A 19914-nucleotide genomic window follows, 5' to 3' on the forward strand; every position below is an offset into this window, starting at 1 on the left:
ATTGTGCTGGAGGCCGTTTTGGTGCCAAGCCTTCGGGCTAGGCGCGCCCGGCCTGCAGGAACAACTGGTAAGCCGGGTTCAGCGTTTCTTCCACGTACGGGTAGCCCAGTGTGGCCAGGAAAGCGTCGAACGCCGCCGCATCGCCCGGCGGCACCTGCATGCCCACCAGAATGCGCCCGTAGTCGGCGCCCTGGTTGCGGTAGTGGAACAGGCTGATGTTCCAGCTCGGCTGCATCAGGCTCAGGAACTTGAACAGCGCCCCCGGCCGCTCGGGGAAGACGAAGCGCAGCAGCCGCTCCTCCTGCGCGAGCGCCGAGCGGCCGCCCACCAGGTGGCGCAGGTGCTCCTTGGCCAGTTCGTCGTGCGTGAGGTCGAGCGCCTCGAACCCGTGGCGCTGGAAGTTGCGGGCGATCTTTTCCGACTCGCCCTTGCCGTGCGTGGTCAGGCCCACGAACACGTGGGCGCGTGCGGCGTCACTGATGCGGTAGTTGAACTCGGTCACGTTGCGCGGGCCGCCGGGCAGTTCCCCCACTACCTCGCAGAACCGCTTGAAGCTGCCGCGCTCTTCCGGAATGGTGACCGCCAGCAGGGCTTCGCGTTCCTCGCCCACCTCGGCGCGCTCGGCCACGAAGCGCAGGCGGTCGAAATTCATGTTGGCGCCGCACAGGATGGCCGCGTAGGTCTCGCCCCGCGTCTTGTGGGTATCCACGTACTGCTTGATGGCGGCCACGGCCAGGGCGCCGGCCGGCTCCACGATGCTGCGCGTGTCCACGAAGATGTCCTTGATCGCGGCGCACACGGCGTCGGTGTCCACGGTCATGAATTCGTCCACCAGGCCCTGGGCCACGCGGAAGGTCTCCTCGCCCACCAACTTGACGGCCGTGCCGTCGGAGAACAGGCCCACGTCGGCCAGTGTGACCCGGCTGCCGGACGCCACGGATTGCGCCATGGCGTCGGAATCGTTCATCTGCACGCCGATCACACGGATCTCGGGGCGCACCGCCTTGATGTAGTTGGCGACGCCGCTCACCAGCCCGCCGCCGCCAATGGCGACGAACACGGCATCAAGCCGGTTGCTGCCCAGGCTCTGCAGCTGGCGCAGGATTTCCATAGCGATCGTGCCTTGGCCGGCGATCACGTCGGGATCGTCGAAGGGGTGTACGAAGGTCAGGCCCTGGGCCGCCTGCAACTGGGCCGCGTGCTCGTAGGCGTCGGAATAGCTGTCGCCGTGCAGCACGACCTCGCCGCCCAGCGTCCGGACGGCATCCACCTTGAGCTGGGGCGTGGTCGTCGGCATGACGACGACGGCGCGGGTCCCCAGCTTGTGCGCGCTCATCGCCACGCCCTGCGCATGGTTGCCAGCCGAGGCGCAGATCACGCCCTTTTGCAACTGCTCGGGCGACAGGTGCGCCATCTTGTTGTAGGCGCCCCGCAGCTTGAAGCTGAACACCGGCTGCTGGTCCTCACGCTTGAGCAGTACCTGGTTGTGGAGCCGGCGGCTCAGCGCCTTGGCGGGTTCCAGGGCCGATTCGACCGCCACGTCGTAGACGCGGGCCGTGAGGATCTTCTTCAGGTAGTCCAGGGGCGTGAGGTGCTGGGTCATGTCGTGCGGATCGTTGCCGCGCCGGTCGCGGGCAGGGCCGCCATCATAGGCGGTGGCCCGACGCTGCTGCCGTCGTGCGCAGGCAAAAAAAAACGGCCCCGGACTGTGAAGTCCGGGGCCGAATCCATCCTTTGAGGAGATGGAGGAGACAATGGGTGCGAACAAACCGTTTGGGCTTGCTGTCCACCCTTTCGGGCAACGCATGGTGCGAAGTGTAGCCCAAACCATGCTGCGTTGCAGCAAAATTGATAGACCATCCCAGGATGGAAACGCGGTTTTTTCGCTTTTTTTTGATGGAGAAAAACAACATGGAATGCACAGTCACCTGGACGGGCGCCACGGGCACCCGGTCCGGTATGGGATTCATCGCCGAAACCGGCAGCGGCCATGTCCTGGCCATGGACGGCGCGCCCGATGCTGCCAACCCCGCCAACGGGGGCCAGAACCTGGCGCCGCGCCCCATGGAGACAGTCCTGGCCGGCACGGGGGGCTGCACAGCCTACGACGTCGTGCTGATTCTCAAGCGCGGCCGGCACGATGTCCGCGGCTGCAGCGTCAAGCTCACCTCCGAACGCGCGCCGGTCGATCCCAAGGTGTTCACCCGCATCCACATGCAATTCACCGTGACGGGCAAGGCGCTGCCTGCGGCGGCGGTCGAACGTGCGATCGCCATGAGCCACGAAAAATACTGTTCCGCCAGCATCATGCTGGGCAAGATGGCGGAGATCACCACGGGCTTCGACATCGTCGAGGGGTGATCGGCCTGGCGGCGCGCTGACGGCGGCCACTGCACCGAGGGCATTCCTTCAGATGCGGTGCGCCACCGTGGTCATGCACTTGGCGGCGGCCTTCATCAGCAGGCGCACCGGCGCCGGCAACTCCTGGCCGCCCGCGGCCAAGGCGCCGCTCGCGTGCCGCTCTTCGTCGCTCTTCATGCGTGCCACGACCGAGCGGGACGCCAGGTCCTGCGCCGGCAAGCGCTCCAGATGGCTTTGCAGGTGCTGCGCCACCTGCCGCTCGGTTTCCACCACGAACCCCAGGCTCACCCGGTCGCTGACCTGGGCGGCAGTCCATCCGATGGCGAACGCCCCGGCGAACCAGAGCGGATTGAGCAGGCTCGGCCGGTCGCCCAGTGCGTCGAGCCGCTCGCGGGTCCAGGCGAGATGATCCGTTTCCTCTCGCGCCGCCTCCAGCAGGTGGGCGCGCAGGTGCGCATCGCGCGTCACGGCGGCCTGGCCGGTGTAGAGTGCCTGGGCACACACTTCGCCCACGTGGTTTACCCGCATGAGCGCGCCTGCCAAGCGTTTTTCCGCGGGCGAGAGGTTGGCCTCAGAATGGGCGCGTGCCGGTGAGGGCTCCCCTGCCCGGGGCTTGGCGAAGAGGGTGCGCAGTGCGGTATCGACCGCCGTCAGAAGTGGATCCATGGAAAAATCGGGTGAAGTTCGAAAGCGCTACAAAATTTTCGAATGGATACAAAAATGCGAGCATCCTTTGCCCGCTGGGCGCCGCGATAAGTCAGTTCCGTGACGCCCCAAGGGTTGTTGCAACACAGCAACGATTTGGGCCTTTCGGTGCAATTGTGAGGGAATTCCTTTGCGAAACGGACGTGGCTCTGTTGCAATAAGGACAACTTCCCCACCAGGAGGTTGGCCCGGGGATCCGGCGGACTGCGCTTGTGCATCTCAGCCCCCCGAACCGGCGCCCTCGTTTAACCTTGGAGTAACTCGCAATGAAAAAATCCCTGATTGCCCTGGCTGTGCTGGCTGCTTCCGGCGCTGCAATGGCTCAATCTTCCGTCACGATGTTCGGTATCGTTGATGCAGGCGTTGGCCGCATCTCCGCCGACAATTCCGTGACCGGCGTGTACAACAGCGGCAATGCAACCAGCCGTCTGGGTTTCCGCGGCGTTGAAGACCTCGGTGGCGGTCTGAAGGCTGGTTTCTGGCTCGAAGGCGCTATCCAGAACGACACCGGCACCGGTGCTGGCGGCGGCGCTACGGGTCCTGGCTTCGAATTCAAGCGCCGTTCCACGGTCAGCCTGATGGGCAACTTCGGTGAAGTTCGTCTGGGTCGTGAACTGACGGCTGGCTACGACAAGCCCAGCTCGTACGATCCGTTCGGCCAAGTCGGCGTGGGTAACTTCCTGGGCTTCGGCATCGGCGGTCAACCTTTCCGTATCGGCAACGGCGTGAGCTACCGCACCCCTGGCAACCTGGGTGGCTTCTTCGGTACCGTGCACTACGCTTTCGGCGAAACGCCTTCCAACGCTGCCTATGACAAGGCTGGCAACTACCTCGGCCTGGCCGGTGGCTACGAAAACGGTCCTCTGAGCGTGACCCTGGCAGCTGACAAGCTGCGCGGTGCTACGGCTCCCCAAGACGTGACCACGTACTCCATCGCTGGTTCGTACGACCTGGGCGTCGTGAAGCCAATCTTCATCTGGCACCAAGAAAAGAACAACGCTGCTGTGCAAACGAAGTACAGCACGTACCTGATCGGCCTGACCGCTCCTGTCGGTCCTGGCACGGTGAAGGCTTCGTTCGCGAACCTGGACCTGAAGAACAGCGGCGCCGATTCCCGCGTGCTGGCTCTGGGCTACGTGTATGACCTGTCCAAGCGCACCGCTGTGTACGGCACGATCGCTCACATGCAAAACAAGGGCGGCGCAACGCGCGTTCTGGCCAGCAACGGCCTGACCGGCGCTACCGCTCTGCCTGGCGAGAACGTCAACGGCTACCAAGTTGGTATCCGCCACTCCTTCTAATAGGGCGCTGACGCAAGTCAGCGGTTCTTGAGAAGAAAAAAAGCCGCCGACCTTCGGGTCGGCGGCTTTTTGCATTGGTGTCCCCTGTGTCGCGTATGTAACAAAAGACTAGGGAAAACGCCTGTGGGTATGCTGCCATACGCTCTGTTCTGCAAAAACCGGGATTTCTAAAATGAATTTCCCTTATTCCAAGCAGAAAGAGACAACACATGCGTACTTCGTTTGTGACAAAGACCATCGCTGCTGCAGCGCTGGGTGTGGCCTCGCCATTGCTTTTCGCCCAGGCCAATACCAGTAGCGTGCAGCTGTACGGTATTGTGGATATGGCATATCGCCACACGAACAACGAAGGCCCGGCCGGCAGTCCCGGGGGCTCGCTGAACCAGATGGTGGGCGGCGGCATGTCTCAAAGCCGTTGGGGCATCAATGTGACCGAGGACCTGGGCGGTGGTCTGAAGGCCCTGGTCAATCTGGAGAACCGATTCGGGGCAGACACGGGAACCCCGGCGACGCCCTATTTCCAGCAGTCCTGGGTGGGCGTGCAGGGAGGCTTCGGACGGCTGACCATGGGCCGTCAATACAACATCCTGTTCGACCTGGTCACGAGCACCTACGCCTCCTATCCCTATTCCCCCTACATGGACGTGTACAAGCCGGAAATCGGCTTCGCACTGGGCGCGCGGGCCGACAACATGCTCAAGTACATGGCCGAGGTCGGTCCATGGCGGGGCGCATTGCAGTATTCGTTCGATGAGAAGAGTCCCACCGGTGGCAAGACGGCCGGGGGCTACCTGCGCTATGCAGCGGGCGGCCTGGCTGCTGGCCTGGGGTACCAGAACTACGAGTTCGCTTCGGGCAAGAAGGTCGATGCCTGGACCGTCGGTGGCTCCTACCGCCTGGGCGATTGGTACTTCAATGCGGGCTACGGCCAGAACAAGGTGGATGACGGCCTCACGGCGGTCGACCGGGCTGTGCTGGGCGCCATGTGGCAGGGCACGATCAACGGCGGCTTCGGTGGGCCGGCCTTCCTGGCTGCCAACAAGCGCACCATCTACAAGATCGGTGCGGGTTATCAGATCACGCCCCAGTTGAACATCGGTGCGCACTACTTCCGTGCCGAGCAGAAGGGCAGCACGGCGGCCGCCAAGGGCAAGGCGGACTTCTTCACGATGGCCTTCGACTACGCGTTCTCCAAACGCACGGACGCGTACCTCGAACTCGACCACACCAAGCTCAAGGGCGACCAGATCAGCCTGAGCAACGCGGCGGGCCAGGTCAATGGCGCCAAGAGCCGCACGGGCTACACGATCGGCCTGCGTCACCGCTTCTGACGGGCACTGGCTGCGCGCCGAGGCGCAGCCGTTCATCGATGCGAACGCCAGTCTCTTCGAAAGAGGCTGTCTGCACTGAGTGCGCACGAAGGGCCGGGTGGCCCGCCAGCGCCGATCCGCGCAGGGCGGGGACTGGCACCTTCCTTGCATGGGTTTCCCGCTCATGCCAGATCCTGGGCCGGCCAGACCCCGGCTTCCAGCGACCTTCCGCATTCCTCAAAAAGGAAGCGGCATGTTCCACGCTTTATCCAAGAGGGTTCCATGAAGCTCATCACTGCCATTGTTTCGGGCGCTGCCGCCTGTGCGATCCTCGCGTCGCCCCTGGCTCATTCCAAGACGTTCAAATGGGCCAGCCAAGGCGAAATCTCCACCTGGGACATCCACTCGCAGAACAATGCCCTGCAGAACGGGCTGCACGCGAACGTGTACGAAACGCTGACGTACTACAACAGCCGCACCTTCGAGATCGAACCCGTGCTGGCGACTGCGTGGCGCGAGGTGAGCTCCACGCAGGTGCGCTTCACGCTGCGGCAGGGCGTCAAGTTCCATGACGGCTCGGCGTTCACGGCCGACGATGCGGTGTATTCGCTCTCCCGGGCCATGGCCAAGACCTCCAACTACACACCGTTCGTACAAGGTTTCGACCGGATCGTGAAGGTCGATGCCCAGACGTTCGACATCTTCCTCAAGTCGCCCAATCCCGTGCTGCTGCGCCAGCTGACCGAGCTGCGCATCATGAGCAAGGCCTGGGCCGAAAAGAACAAGTCCGTGGAGCCCAAGGACATCAAGGGCACCGACGAGAACTTCGCGCACCGCAATGCCATGGGCACGGGGCCGTACACCCTCGAGTCCTGGCAGCCGGACGTGCGCATGGTGTTCAAGCGCAACCCGAACTGGTGGGGCACGATGGAAGGCAACGTGACGGAGATCATCTACACGCCCATCAAATCCGCGTCCACGCGCGTGGCGGCCCTGCTCTCCGGCGAGGTGGACATGGTGCTCGATCCCTCCCCGCAGGACCTGGCACGGCTGCGCTCCGGCGCCGACCTGAAGGTGGTCGATGGCGTGGAGAACCGCACCATCTTTCTCGGCATGGACCAGTTCCGCGAGGAACTGGTGGGCTCCAGCGTGAAGGGCAAGAACCCGTTCAAGGACGTGCGCGTGCGCCGTGCGCTCTACCAGGCCGTCGATGTGAACACGCTCACCCGCAGCATCATGCGCGGCCTGGGCAAACCGACCGGCACGCTGGTGGCGCCCCAGGTCGCGGGCTGGACCGAAGCGGTAGGCAAGCGCATGCCCTATGACGTCGAGGCCGCGAAGAAGCTCATGGCGGACGCCGGCTACGCCGACGGCTTCGAGGTGGACTTCGCCTGCCCCAACAACCGCTACATCAACGACGAGGCCATCTGCCAGGCCGTGACGGCCATGTGGGCGCGCATCGGCGTGAAAGCCAAGCTGCGCACGCTGCCGCAGGTGACGTACTTTCCGATGATCCAGCGCAGCGAGGCCAGCATCTACATGCTCGGCTGGGGCGTGCCGACGTTCGACGCGCTCTACAGCCTGCAGTCGCTGGTGCGCACCGTCGGCACGGGCGGCGACGGCAATTACAACGTGGGCCGCTACAGCAACGAGCGCATGGACTACCTCGTGGACCGCATCAAGGCGGAGACGGATGCACCGGTGCGCTCGCGCATGCTGACCGAGGCGCTGCAGCTGTCCAACGACACGGTTTCGCACATTCCGCTGTACGACCAGGTCATTCCCTGGGCCATGAAAAAGACGGTGGACGTGGTCCACCGGGCCGACAACCGCGTGGACATGCGCACGGTCAAGATCAATTGATGCACGCGATCCTGCCCAGGCTGCCAACCCGGCCTGGCGCTTGCCCAACTGCCGGCCGGGGGGTATTCGCGGCGATGGCCCATCCCCCTGCTAGCATGCCCGATTCACTCACGGTTCACTGATGCTTGCCTTTATTCTGCGACGCCTGATTCAGGCCGTCATCGTGATGATCGCGGTGGCCTTCATCTCCTTCATGCTGTTCCAGTACGTCGGAGATCCCGTCACCTTCCTGCTCGGCCAGGATGCCACGCCCGAGCAGATCCGTGAGCTGCGCGCGGCGCTCGGCCTGGACAAGCCTTTCATCGTGCAGTTCTGGCACTTTCTGGTGAACGCCGCGCAAGGCGAGTTCGGCCTCAGCCTGCGCCAGGGCGCGAAGGTGTCGCGGCTGATCGCCGAGCGCTTTCCCGCCACGCTGGAGCTGGCCCTCGTGGCCGCCGTGCTCGCGCTGCTGATCGGCGTGCCGATGGGCGTGTACGCCGCCCTGCGGCGCGGCAGCTTCGCGAGCCAGCTGTTCATGACGCTGTCCCTGCTCGGCGTGTCGCTGCCCACCTTCCTGATCGGGATCCTGCTGATCCTCGTGTTCGCCGTGCACCTGGGCTGGTTCCCGAGCTTCGGGCGGGGCCCCGTCACGCAATTGGGCTGGTGGAGCACCGGGCTGCTGACCCCCAAGGGCTGGCACCACATCACGCTGCCGGCGATCACGCTGGCGATCTTCCAGCTCACGCTGATCATGCGGCTCGTGCGCGCCGAGATGCTGGAGGTGCTGCGCACCGACTACATCAAGTTCGCCCGCGCGCGCGGCCTGTCCGACCGTGCGATCCACTTCGGCCATGCCCTCAAGAACACGCTGGTGCCGGTGATGACCATCACGGGCCTGCAACTGGGCGGCCTCATCGCCTTCGCCATCATCACCGAGACGGTGTTCCAGTGGCCGGGCATGGGCCTGCTGTTCATCCAGGCGGTCACCTTCGCGGACATTCCGGTGATGGCGGCCTACCTGTGCCTGATCGCGCTGATCTTCGTGGTGATCAACCTCGTGGTCGATCTGCTGTATTTCGCCGTCGATCCGCGCCTGCGCGTGGGCAAGGCCGGAGGGCACTGAGACATGGCGCAGGCGCTTCGCTTCAAGGCCGGGGGCCGGGCCTTCGCGCACATCGCGCAGTACCACCCCGAACTCACCGCATTCCGGCGGGACCTGCACGCCCACCCCGAACTCGGCTTCGAGGAGGTGTACACCGGGGCCCGCGTGAAAGAGGCCCTCAAGGTCTGCGGCGTGGACGAGATCCATGACGGCATCGGGCGCACGGGCATCGTCGCCGTCATCCGGGGGCAGGGCCGCGGCAGCCGCAGCATGATCGGCCTGCGTGCCGACATGGACGCGCTGCCGATGACCGAGCAGAACGATTTCGCATGGAAGTCCTGCAAGTCCGGCCTCATGCACGGATGCGGGCACGACGGGCACACCGCCATGCTGATCGGCGCGGCGCGCTACCTGGCCGCCACGCGCCAGTTCGACGGCACCGCCGTGCTGATCTTCCAGCCTGGCGAAGAGGGCTTTGCCGGCGCGCGGGTGATGGTGGAGGACGGCCTGTTCGAACGCTTTCCCGTGCAGTCGGTGTACGCCATGCACAACTGGCCCGCCATGAAGCCCGGCACCATCGGCCTGAACTCGGGCGCGATGATGGCCGCGGCCGACCGCGTGACGATCGAGATCACCGGCCGGGGCGGCCACGGCGCCCATGCCTACCAGACGGTGGACGTGGTGCTGGTGGCGGCGCACATCATCACCGCGGTGCAGGGCATCGTCTCGCGCAACGTGCGCCCCATCGACAGCGCCGTGATCAGCCTGTGCGCGATCCAGGCGGGCGATCTGGGCGCCTTCAGCGTGCTGCCTGGCACGGCCACGCTGGTGGGCACGGTGCGCAGTTTCGATCCGGTGGTGCAGGACATGGTGGAGCGGCGCATCCAGGAGCTGTGCAGCGCCATTGCGCTCGGCTTCGGCGCCACCGCCACGGTGCGCTACGAACGCATCTATCCGGCCACCATCAACACCGAAAGCCATGCGCAGTTCGCGGGCGACGTGGCCGAATCGCTGGTGGGCGGCGAGAACGTGGTGCGCGACATTGACCCCAGCATGGGCGCGGAAGACTTCTCCTTCATGCTGCAGAACAAGCCCGGCGCCTACCTGCGCATCGGCCAGGGCACGGGCCCGGGCAACAGCGCGCTGCACAACAACCGCTACGACTTCAACGACGACATCCTGCCGCTGGGCGCCGCGCTGCATGCCAGCCTGGTCGAGCAGGCCATGCCGCTGGCGAGCGCCTGACGCCCGCATCGGCCCGTGTGCGCACATCCCCCTTTTCTTCCTCAGGAGTCCCCATGAAATTCCAGACAAAAACGGCGTTGGCCCTGGCGATGGTCGCCATGGTGTCCGTCGCAGGGGCGCAGACCATCCGCGTGGCGAACCAGGGCGACGCCCTGTCGATGGACCCGCACTCGCTCAACGAATCGCTGCAGCTGAGCGTGACCGGCAACGTCTACGAGCCGCTCGTGGGGCGCAACAAGGACCTGAGCCTGGCGCCCGCGCTGGCCACCAGCTGGAAGATGACTTCGCCCACGGTCTGGCGCTTCGAACTGCGGCGCGGCGTGCAGTTCCACGACGGCACCCCGTTCACGGCGGACGACGTGCTGTTCTCGCTGGGCCGCACGCAGGTCGAGGGCTCGGACATGAAGAGCTACACGAACGACTTCAAGGAAGTGCGCAAGATCGACGACTACACGGTCGAGATCGAGACCCGCTCGCCCTATCCCATCCTGCCGGACGTGCTCACGCTCGTGTACATGATGAGCAAGAAGTGGTGCGAGACCAACCAGGCCACGACGCCGGTGGACCGCCGCAAGGGCATCGAGAACGCCGCGTCGTTCCGTGCCAATGGCACCGGGCCGTTCCGCGTGCGCGAGCGCCAGCCCAACGTGCGCACGGTGTTCACGCGCAATGGCAGCTACTGGGGCGCCATCGAGAGCAATGCCAGCGAGATCATCTACACGCCGATCGGCAACGACGCCACTCGCGTGGCGGCCCTGCTGTCGGGCGAGGTGGACGTGATGGAGCCCGTGCCGGTGCAGGACATCGAGCGCGTCAACACCAGCCCCAACACCCGCGCCGTGACGGGCCCCGAACTGCGCACCATCTTCCTGGGCATGGACCAAAAGCGCGACGAGCTGCTGTATTCCAGCGTGAAGGGCAAGAACCCCTTCAAGGACAAGCGGGTGCGGCAGGCGTTCTACCAGGCCATCGACATCGAGGGCATCCGCAAGACCGTCATGCGCGGCGCGGCCAACCCGTCCGCCCAGCTCGTCGGCCCCGGCATCAACGGCTTCCAGGCCGACATGAAGCGGCTGCCCTACGACGTGGATGCGGCCAAGAAGCTCATGGCCGAGGCGGGCTACGCCAACGGCTTCGAGCTGACGATGAACTGCCCCAACGACCGCTACGTGAACGACGGCCGCGTGTGCCAGGCGGTGGCGGCCAATCTTGCGCGCATCAACGTCAAGATCAATCTGCAGGCCGAGACCAAGGGCACCTATTTCCCGAAGGTGCTGCGCCGCGACACGAGCTTCTACATGCTGGGCTGGTCGCCCGCCACCTACGATGCGCACAACGCGCTGAACGCCCTCATGACGTGCGTGGACGACAAGGGCGCCGGCCAGTTCAACCTGGGCGCGTACTGCAACCCCAAGGTCGACGAGCTCACCCGGCGGATCCAGGCGGAAACCGACAAGACCCAGCGCAACGCCATGATCCGCGAGGCGTTCGCGATCCACGCCGCCGACATCGGCCACGTGCCGCTGCACCAGCAGGCGCTGGCCTGGGGCGTGAGCAAGAAGGTCAGGCTGGTGCAGATGGCCGACAACTTCATGCCCTTCAAATGGATGAGCATCGTCAAATGAGTGCCGCAGCGGCGTAGCCAACCAAGCAGGGCGCGCCGGCAAGGTGCCCGACCGAGGCGGTGGCCAGCCGGCGCCGCCGCAGTGAGTTTCCTGGGGTTTCCAAACACGATGAAAAAAACGCTCTTCCGATGGTTCGACAGCGATGTCGGCCACAGCTTTCGCACCTCGCCCGTGGCCATCGGCGCGGCGGTGATCGCGCTCATCTGCGTGTTCTGCTCGTTCTTCGCGGGCTGGGTCGCGCCGCACAACCCGTTCGATCTGACCACGCTCGAACTGGGCGATGCGCGGCTGCCGCCGGCCTGGAGCCCTGAAGGATCCACCAAGTACCTGCTGGGCACCGACGACCAGGGCCGCGACATCCTGTCCGCGGTGATCTACGGCGCGCGCATCTCGCTCATCGTGGGCTTCGCCTCGGTGGTGCTGTCGGTGGTGGTCGGCGTGGCGCTCGGGCTGCTGGCGGGCTTTCGCGGCGGCTGGGTGGATGCGGTGCTCATGCGCCTGTGCGACGTGATGCTGTCGTTCCCGGCCATCCTGGTGGCGCTGCTGATCGCCGGCGTGGGCCGCGCGGTGTTTCCCAACGCCCACGAGTCGCTGGCGTTCGGGGTGCTGATCATCTCGATCTCGCTCACCGGCTGGGTGCAATATGCGCGCACCGTGCGCGGCTCCACGCTGGTGGAGCGCAACAAGGAATATGTCCAGGCCGCGCGCGTGACGGGCGTCAACTCGCTGCGCATCATGCGCAAGCACGTGCTGCCCAACGTGATGGGCCCGGTGATGGTGCTGGCCACCATCCAGGTGGCGACGGCCATCATCACCGAGGCGACCTTGTCGTTCCTGGGCGTGGGCGCGCCGCCCACCTCGCCCTCGCTGGGCACGCTGATCCGCATCGGCAACGACTACCTGTTCTCGGGCGAGTGGTGGATCACGGTGTTTCCGGGCGCCATGCTGGTGTTGATCGCCCTGTCGGTGAACCTGCTGGGCGACTGGCTGCGCGACGCGCTCAACCCCCGCCTCCGCTGAAAGCACCCAATGAGCCTTCTCGAAGTCAAGAACCTCGTCGTCGAATTCCCCAGCCGCCGCGGCACCTTGCGCGCGCTGGACGACATCTCCTTTTCCATCGCGCCCGGTGAAATCCTGGGGGTGGTGGGCGAGTCGGGCGCCGGCAAGTCGCTCACGGGCGCGGCCATCATCGGCCTGCTGGAGCCGCCGGGGCGGGTGGCCTCCGGCCAGATCGTGCTGGAGGGCCAGCGCATCGACAACCTGTCGTCGCGCGAGATGCGGCACATCCGCGGCCGGCGCATCGGCGCGATCTTCCAGGACCCGCTGACCTCGCTGAACCCGCTGTACACGGTGGGCCAGCAGCTCGTCGAGACCATCCAGGCCCACCTGCCGGTGAACGCCGCCGAGGCGCGCCGCCGCGCCATCGACCTGCTCAAGGACACGGGCATCCCAGCCGCCGAGCAGCGCGTGGACCATTACCCCCACCAGTTCTCGGGCGGCATGCGCCAGCGCGTGGTGATCGCCCTGGCGCTGGCGGCCGAGCCGCAACTCATCGTGGCGGACGAGCCCACCACGGCGCTGGACGTGTCGATCCAGGCGCAGATCATCCAGCTGCTCAAGAACATCTGCAAATCGCGCGGCGCGGCCGTGATGCTCATCACCCACGACATGGGCGTGATCGCCGAGACCTGCGACCGCGTGGCGGTGCTGTATGCCGGCCGCGTGGCCGAGATCGGCCCCGTGCACGAGGTCATCAACCACCCGGCGCACCCCTACACGGCCGGCCTGATGGCGTCCATCCCCGACATGGAGCAGGAGCGCGAACGCCTGAACCAGATCGACGGCGCCATGCCCCGCCTGAACGCCATTCCCCAGGGCTGCGCCTTCAATCCGCGCTGCCCCCACACCTTCGACCGCTGCAAGGTGGAGCGCCCCGAACTGCTGCAGGCCGGCGCCACGAAAGCCGCCTGCTGGCTGCACGACCTGCCCAAGAAAGCCGCCGCATGAGCGCCCACACTCCCACCCCTTCGGCCAGCGCCAACGCCGCCGCCGGCAAACCCCTGGTGCAGGCGCACGACCTGGCCAAGACGTTCGATGTGTCCGCCCCCTGGCTCAACCGCGTGCTGGAGCGCAAGCCGCGCACGCTGCTGCACGCCGTCGACGGCGTGAGCTTCGAGATCGAGCGCGGCAAGACGCTGGCGCTCGTGGGCGAATCCGGCTGCGGCAAGAGCACGGTGGCGCGGCTGCTGGTGGGCCTGTACGAGCCCACGCGCGGCGGCCTCACCTTCGACGGGCAGGACGCGCACGCGGCCTTCAAGGGCAAGGACGCCCAGGCCATGCGCCGCCGCATCCAGATGATCTTCCAGGACCCGTATGCCAGCCTCAACCCGCGCTGGCTGGTCGAGGACATCATCGGCGAGCCGCTGCGCGAGCACGGCCTCATCACCGACAAGGCCGAGCTGAAGGCCCGCGTGGGCGAGCTGCTGCAGTCGGTGGGCCTGTCGCCGCTGGACATGGTGAAGTACCCGCACCAGTTCTCGGGCGGCCAGCGCCAGCGCATCTCGATCGCGCGGGCGCTCGCCACCGAGCCGGAATTCCTCGTGTGCGATGAGCCCACGTCGGCGCTCGACGTATCGGTGCAGGCGCAGGTGCTCAACATCATGAAGGACCTGCAGCGCGAGCGGCACCTGACCTACCTGTTCATCTCGCACAACCTCGCGGTGGTGCGCCATGTGAGCGACCAGGTGGGCGTGATGTACCTGGGGCGCCTGGTGGAGCTGGCCGACAAGCGCGAGCTTTTCGCCACGCCGCGCCACCCCTACACGCGCATGCTGCTGGACGCCATCCCCAAGATGCACGACACCGGCCGCTCGCGCACGCCGGTGCAGGGGGAGGTGCCCAATCCGCTGAACCCGCCGCCCGGCTGCGCGTTCAACCCGCGTTGCCCGCACGCCAACGACCGGTGCCGCACCGAGCGCCCGCAGTTGCTGAACCAGGGCGGCGCCCGCGTGGCCTGCCACGGCATCGAGGAAGGGCGCATTCCGCTGGTGGCGGTGCCCGTTCCCGCCGCGGTTTGATCGAAATCGGGCCGATGCCCTAGTAAAACATGCCCTGTCAGCTATATTTTCTATAGCAAAAAAGGGACTCGGGTGGATTCGGGTGAGCGGCGGTGGGCGCCACCGCCCATCCCCCGTTCAGTTGAATTTGCCGTTCACGCCGCCCACGCTGTAGCGCCCGGCGCCCAGCAGCACCACGCTCAACGCGCCGAACAGGTACAGGCCCTGCAGTTCCAGCGCCCAGCCGCCCTGCTTGTTGAGCGCGAACAGGTCGGCCATGTGCACGAGGCCGAACGCCACCAGCATGTTGACCACCACGATGGCGGCGCCCGCGCGGGTGGCCAGGCCGACGATCATCAGCACCGGCGCCAGGATTTCGCCGACGAACACCAGGTAGCCCAGGGCGCCCGGCAGGCCGGCCCGCTCCAGCATGCCGCTGATGAAGCCCACCCCGTTCTGCAGCTTGAAGATGCCGTGCAGCAGCACGAGCACGCCGACGGCGACACGCAGGACGAGTTTGCCGGCATCGTCCGATGCGGCGGCGGAGGCGGGGTGGCGGGATGCGTTGTTCATGGGGTTCTCCTCTCCAGGTCAAAAATCGCAGTATGCGGGGACGCGCCCGGGCTGTCAGTGCGTTTTCGCACAACTTTGCGTCCGGGAGATGGCCGTGCATGCGGCCGCGTCCCTTGCACGGCAGGGGCGGCGTTCGTCACGCGCCGTGGGATGGCGCGGCCAGCTGTTCCCGCAGCGTGGCGAGGATCTCGTCCGAGAGTGCGGGCCGTCCGTCCGCCGTGGCCCGCGCCAGCACGAGCCCGCCCACCATGGTGGCCAGCATGGCCATGGCGCGCGCCCCGGCCCTGGGCGCTGGGCGCGCTGTCGGCGGGCGCCAGGCCCTCGATCACCCGGGCGAAGCGGTCGATGTTGCGTTCGATGCCCTGGGCGAACACCTCGGAGAGGCCGCCCCCGGCCCGGGCCGCATCCACCGCCAGCGCCGCCACGGGACAGCCCTCGCCAGGGCGATCGCGGTGCGCCGGGGACAGGTAGCTCGCCACCCGCGATGCCAGGGGGGTGTCACCCTCGCTGCCCTCCAGCGCGGGGATCGACCAGTCGAAGGCCAGCGCGCAGGCCTCGCGCACCAGCGCGTCCTTGGAGGCGAAATGCCGGTACAGGCCGCCGTGCGTCAGCCCCGCATCGCGGGTGATGTCGGCGACGCCCACGCCCGACAGGCCACGCTCCCGGTACAGCCGCGCGGCGGCATCGAGGATGCCCTGCCGGTTTTCTGCCGTTTGGGCCTTGGAGACTTTCATGGGGAAATTCCTTTTTGATTGCGACCGTACGCAAAAAATGACCATGCATTTATGATGACGGCCGTAATCTTAAATGCGCGGCCGTCCGCGCACATACCAGCGAGGCCCATGATGGCGAATCCCAAGAATGAACCCGAGTTGCCTGCCTTCGAACGGAGCGCCGTGATGCGGCGCGTGGTTGTCACCGGCATGGGGTTGGTGTCTCCGCTGGGCTGCGGCGTGGAGCGGGCCTGGAGCCGGCTGCTGTCGGGCGCGTCGGGCCTTCGGCGCCTGCCGGAATCCACCGTGGAGGGCCTGGCCGCCAAGGTGGGCGGCGTGGTGCGACGACCACGGAAGACCCGGAGGGCGGCTGGGACCCCGGCACGGTGGTAGGCCCGAAGGATGCGCGCAAGATGGACCGCTTCATCCCTTTCGCCCTCGGCGCGGCGCAGCAGGCCCTGGCGCAGGCCGGATGGGCGCCGGCGGATGCCCACGCGGCCCACCGCACGGCCACGGTGATCGCCTCCGGCATCGGCGGCTTCGGCGCCATTGCCGAGGCGGTGCGCACCACCGATACGCGGGGGCCGCAGCGCCTGTCGCCCTTCACCGTGCCATCGTTCCTGGTCAATCTGGCGGCGGGGCACGTGTCGATACGGCATGGCCTGAAAGGGCCCATCGGCGCACCCGTGACGGCCTGCGCCGCCAGCATCCAGGCCATCGGCGACGGCGTGCGCATGATCCGCTGCGGCGAAGCCGACGTGGCCGTGTGCGGCGGCACCGAGGCCGCGATCGACCGCGTCAGCCTGGGCGGCTTCGCCGCGGCCAAGTCTTTGTCCACCGGCTTCGCGGACCACCCTGCCGCCGCGTCTCGCCCGTTCGATGCGGCGCGCGACGGCTTCGTGATGGGGGAGGGCGCCGGCGTGCTGGTGCTGGAGGCGCTGGAGCATGCGCTGGCGCGCGGCGCCGTGCCACTGGCCGAGGTGGTGGGCTACGGCACCTCCGCGGACGCGCACCACATCACCTCGGGCCCGGAAGACGGCGACGGTGCCCTGCGCAGCATGCAGGCGGCGCTGGCGCAGGCCGGGCTGCAGCCGGCGCAGGTGCAGCACCTCAATGCCCATGCCACGTCCACTTATGTCGGCGACCGGGGCGAGCTGGCGGCGATCCGCCGCCTGTTCGGCGAAGGGGCCGCGGTGGCCATTGCCTCCACCAAGGGGGCGACCGGGCATCTGCTGGGGGCGGCGGGCGCGGTGGCATCGGTCTTCACGGTGATGGCGCTGCGCGATCAGGTCGTGCCCGGCACGCTGAACCTGGACCAGCCCGACGATCTCGCCCAGGGCCTGGACCTGGTGGCCCACCGGCCCCGCCCGATGAAGCTGGCGCATGCGCTGGTCAACGGCTTCGGCTTCGGCGGTGTCAACGCCTCGCTGGTGTTCCGCCGATGGGTGTCCTGAGATGCTATAAAAATAATAGCTGAATGCCCTAGTGGATATTGCGCTGGAGGCCTGAAAGCCTCCGCCTCCTGGCGGGCGGGCCGGATCAGGTGTACCGCTTGGCCCGCAGGTTGTCCTTCATCTGCTGCAGGCGGGGCTGCAGCGGCTCGCCGATGCGCAGGGCCACGCAGGTGGCGAGCACGTCGATCACCAGCAGGTGCAGCAGGCGCGACACCATCGGGCTGTAGCGGTCGTAGCCCTCGGGGTGGTCGGCCGCCAGGTGGATGTGGCAGGCCAGGGCCAGGGGCGACCCGCTCGCGGTGATGGCGATGGTGGTGGCGCCGTTCTTGCGCGCGATGTCGGCTGCGTCCATCAGGTCGCGCGTGCGGCCGGAGTTGGAGACGATCACCGCGCAGTCGCCCGGGCCGAGCAGGGTGGCGCTCATGACCTGCATGTGGCCGTCGCTCGTGCTGATGCTGGTGATGCCCAGCCGAAAGAACTTGTGCTGCGCGTCCTGCGCGACGATGCCCGAATTGCCGGCGCCGTAGAACTCGATGCGCCGGCCGGTCTGCCAGGTGTCCGCGATGGCCTTGGCGGCGCGCTCGATGGCACCGGTGCTGGCGGCGTTGCGGTATTGCAGGAAAGCGGCGGCGGCGTTGTCCACCACCTTCACCAGCACGTCGCCGGTCTTGTCGTCGGCGTCTACGCTGCGGTGGATGAAGGGCACCCCTTCGCTCACGCTGCCCGCCAGCTTGAGCTTGAAGTCGGCCAGGCCGTCGTAGCCCATGCTGCGGCAAAACCGTACCACGGTGGGTTTGCTCACGCTGGCGCGGGCCGCCAGCTCGCGCACCGGCAGCCGGGCAAAGGCCCGCGCGTCGTCCAGCACGAGCTGCGCCACGCGCTGCTCGGCAGGGGCCAGCGAGGGCAGGGATGCGGTGATTCGTTCAAGCATGACGGGGGCCCTTCATCGCCGGACAGCATGCGTGCTGCGAGCCACCGACGCGGCCTTGACCGTCGGATGGCCGCGGAGCAGGCCACGCCAGCAGACGCCGTGGAACTGGCTTGGCCAGGCCACGGGCGTCGTTCCCCTCCGGGGGAAGGCGCCGCAGGCGACACAGGGGGCGGCTCAAGTCTCCTCCATCCAGGTGTGGCCGTCGCGCGCCACCATGGCGCTGGCGGCGCTGGGGCCCCAGCTGCCGGCGGAGTAGGGCCGGGGGCCGTCGTCGGAGTCGCGCCAGGCCTGCATGATGGGCTCCACCCACCGCCAGGCGGCTTCCTGCTCGTCGGCCCGCACGAAGAGGTTCAGGCGCCCGCCGATCACGTCCAGCAGCAGGCGTTCGTAGGCGCCCACGCGCTCGGTGCCGAAGCGCTGCTCGAAGTCGAGGTCCAGGTGCACCGGCGCGAGCGCCTGCGCCTCCGACACGCGGGTACCGCGCTTTTCCTGGCCCGCCGCGAACAGGTGCAGCGCCACGCCGTCGCGCGGCTGCAGGTGGATCACCAGTCGGTTGGCCGCGCCCATCGGCGAGCGGTAGATGGGGTGGGGCGTGGGCCGGAAGTTGATGGCGATGTGCGCCTCGTGCGAGGCCAGTCGCTTGCCGGTGCGCACGTAGAAGGGCACGCCGGCCCAGCGCCAGTTGGCGATCTCGGTGCGCAGGGCCACGAAGGTCTCGGTGCGGCTGCCGGGTGCCACGCCGTCCTCGTCGGCGTAGCCCTTCACGCGCTCGCCGCTCAGGCTGCCGGCGGTGTACTGGCCGCGCACCACGTCGCGTGCCAGGGTGGCGGGCGTCCAGGGGACCAGCGAGCGCAGCACCTTGAGCTTTTCGTCGCGGATGGCATCGGCATGGGCGTTGATGGGCGGCTCCATGCCGATCGCGCACAGCAGCTGCAGCGCGTGGTTCTGCACCATGTCGCGCAGGGCGCCCGTGCCGTCGTAGAACGCGCCGCGCTTTTCCACGCCCAGCTTCTCGGCCATGGTGATCTCGATGCTGGCGACGGTCTCGCGGCGCCACAGGGGCTCGAAGAGCGCATTGCCGAAGCGCAGCGCCAGCAGGTTCTGCACCGACGGCTTGCCCAGGTAGTGGTCGATGCGGAAGATCTGCCACTCGTTGAACACCGTGCGCACCGCCGCGTTGATGGCGCGGTTGGATTCGAGGTCGTGGCCCAGCGGCTTTTCCAGCACCACGCGCGTGTTCGGGGTGGCCAGCCCGGCGGCGCCGAGCTGCTCGCAGGCGGTGGTGAACAGGCCCGGGGCGGTGGCCAGGTACATCACCACGGTGTCGGCCTGCCGCTCGCCCAGCCGCTCGGCCAGCCGGGCGTAGTCCTCGGGCTTGGACAGGTCCATGCGCTGGTACTGCAGCAAGGCCGCGAACTGCTGGAACTCCTCCGCGCTCGGGCGCTTGTCGTCCACCACAGCGGCGAAACGGCTGGCGATCAGTTCACGGTAGGCGGCGTCGGTCAGGTCGTCCCGCGCCACGCCGATGATGCGGCCGCCCGCGGGCAGCGAGCCGTGGCGGAACGCCTGGAAAAGGGCCGGCAGCAGCTTGCGCCATGCCAGATCGCCCGTGCCGCCGAACAGAACCAGATCGAAACTCATCGTTGTCGCGTCCCAGAAAATTGGTAATTAAGCTGCCGGGCATGTTACCGAGTTT

15 protein-coding genes and 2 pseudogenes are annotated in these 19914 nt (G+C 67.1%); 11 read left to right on the plus strand and 6 right to left on the minus strand.

Features of this window, described 5'->3' with window-relative positions:
• Nucleotides 1–37: 37 nt before the first annotated feature.
• Nucleotides 38–1603 carry a threonine ammonia-lyase, biosynthetic gene (gene ilvA, locus AC27KI_RS09220; RefSeq protein WP_272567449.1) on the minus strand — a complete coding sequence of 522 codons (1566 nt, stop codon included), beginning with the start codon at nucleotides 1601–1603 and terminating at the stop codon, nucleotides 38–40.
• A 308-nt stretch (nucleotides 1604–1911) separates the two neighbouring features.
• On the opposite strand from ilvA, the gene AC27KI_RS09225 reads away from it, so the two are divergent.
• The gene (locus AC27KI_RS09225; protein WP_284396445.1) at nucleotides 1912–2361 is read left to right on the plus strand and encodes an OsmC family protein; all 450 of its coding nucleotides are present in this window, start codon (nucleotides 1912–1914) and stop codon (nucleotides 2359–2361) included.
• A gap of 48 nt (nucleotides 2362–2409) precedes the next feature.
• Here AC27KI_RS09225 and coq7 read toward each other — a convergent pair whose 3' ends face one another.
• Nucleotides 2410–3027, minus strand: coding sequence for a 2-polyprenyl-3-methyl-6-methoxy-1,4-benzoquinone monooxygenase (coq7, locus tag AC27KI_RS09230; RefSeq protein WP_284429859.1), 618 nt, complete (start codon nucleotides 3025–3027; stop codon nucleotides 2410–2412).
• A 305-nt stretch (nucleotides 3028–3332) separates the two neighbouring features.
• On the opposite strand from coq7, the gene AC27KI_RS09235 reads away from it, so the two are divergent.
• The 9 genes from AC27KI_RS09235 to AC27KI_RS09275 all read left to right on the plus strand — a co-directional run bounded on the left by AC27KI_RS09235 (nucleotide 3333) and on the right by AC27KI_RS09275 (nucleotide 14568).
• Nucleotides 3333–4367, plus strand: a complete 1035-nt coding sequence (locus AC27KI_RS09235; RefSeq protein WP_487113544.1) for a porin — start codon at nucleotides 3333–3335, stop codon at nucleotides 4365–4367.
• Between the two features lie 209 nt (nucleotides 4368–4576).
• Nucleotides 4577–5698 carry a porin gene (locus AC27KI_RS09240; RefSeq protein WP_284429860.1) on the plus strand — a complete coding sequence of 374 codons (1122 nt, stop codon included), beginning with the start codon at nucleotides 4577–4579 and terminating at the stop codon, nucleotides 5696–5698.
• Nucleotides 5699–5959: 261 nt separating this feature from the next.
• Complete coding sequence (locus AC27KI_RS09245; protein ID WP_487113546.1) at nucleotides 5960–7540, plus strand: ABC transporter substrate-binding protein; 1581 nt, start codon at nucleotides 5960–5962, stop codon at nucleotides 7538–7540.
• Between the two features lie 121 nt (nucleotides 7541–7661).
• Nucleotides 7662–8642 carry an ABC transporter permease gene (locus AC27KI_RS09250; protein WP_272567456.1) on the plus strand — a complete coding sequence of 327 codons (981 nt, stop codon included), beginning with the start codon at nucleotides 7662–7664 and terminating at the stop codon, nucleotides 8640–8642.
• Nucleotides 8643–8645: 3 nt separating this feature from the next.
• A complete protein-coding gene (locus tag AC27KI_RS09255; protein ID WP_487088063.1) occupies nucleotides 8646–9866 on the plus strand; it encodes a M20 aminoacylase family protein in 1221 nt (406 codons plus the stop codon).
• Nucleotides 9867–9919: 53 nt separating this feature from the next.
• Entirely contained in the window at nucleotides 9920–11491 is a 1572-nt protein-coding gene (locus AC27KI_RS09260; protein WP_317352778.1) for an ABC transporter substrate-binding protein, read from the plus strand.
• A gap of 108 nt (nucleotides 11492–11599) precedes the next feature.
• The gene (locus AC27KI_RS09265) at nucleotides 11600–12511 is read left to right on the plus strand and encodes an ABC transporter permease (RefSeq protein ID WP_284405054.1); all 912 of its coding nucleotides are present in this window, start codon (nucleotides 11600–11602) and stop codon (nucleotides 12509–12511) included.
• A 9-nt stretch (nucleotides 12512–12520) separates the two neighbouring features.
• Nucleotides 12521–13498 carry an ABC transporter ATP-binding protein gene (locus AC27KI_RS09270; protein WP_272567463.1) on the plus strand — a complete coding sequence of 326 codons (978 nt, stop codon included), beginning with the start codon at nucleotides 12521–12523 and terminating at the stop codon, nucleotides 13496–13498.
• Complete coding sequence (locus AC27KI_RS09275; protein WP_487113549.1) at nucleotides 13495–14568, plus strand: ABC transporter ATP-binding protein; 1074 nt, start codon at nucleotides 13495–13497, stop codon at nucleotides 14566–14568. The genes AC27KI_RS09270 and AC27KI_RS09275 overlap by 4 nt, the downstream gene beginning before the upstream one ends.
• Nucleotides 14569–14685: 117 nt before the next feature.
• Here AC27KI_RS09275 and AC27KI_RS09280 read toward each other — a convergent pair whose 3' ends face one another.
• Together AC27KI_RS09280 and AC27KI_RS09285 are read right to left on the minus strand one after the other, a co-directional pair.
• The gene (locus AC27KI_RS09280; protein WP_284429865.1) at nucleotides 14686–15120 is read right to left on the minus strand and encodes a DoxX family protein; all 435 of its coding nucleotides are present in this window, start codon (nucleotides 15118–15120) and stop codon (nucleotides 14686–14688) included.
• Nucleotides 15121–15256: 136 nt separating this feature from the next.
• A pseudogene (locus tag AC27KI_RS09285) lies at nucleotides 15257–15854 on the minus strand (TetR/AcrR family transcriptional regulator).
• Nucleotides 15855–16019: 165 nt separating this feature from the next.
• On the opposite strand from AC27KI_RS09285, the pseudogene fabF reads away from it, so the two are divergent.
• Nucleotides 16020–17287: pseudogene (gene fabF, locus AC27KI_RS09290) on the plus strand (beta-ketoacyl-ACP synthase II).
• Between the two features lie 85 nt (nucleotides 17288–17372).
• Here the strand turns inward: fabF and AC27KI_RS09295 are convergent.
• Together AC27KI_RS09295 and zwf are read right to left on the minus strand one after the other, a co-directional pair.
• Entirely contained in the window at nucleotides 17373–18218 is an 846-nt protein-coding gene (locus AC27KI_RS09295; RefSeq protein WP_272551228.1) for a MurR/RpiR family transcriptional regulator, read from the minus strand.
• A gap of 174 nt (nucleotides 18219–18392) precedes the next feature.
• Nucleotides 18393–19859, minus strand: a complete 1467-nt coding sequence (zwf, locus tag AC27KI_RS09300) for a glucose-6-phosphate dehydrogenase (protein WP_284410876.1) — start codon at nucleotides 19857–19859, stop codon at nucleotides 18393–18395.
• Between the last annotated feature and the right edge of the window lie 55 nt (nucleotides 19860–19914).

This window comes from Acidovorax sp. KPB24-03 (genome assembly GCF_057546605.1).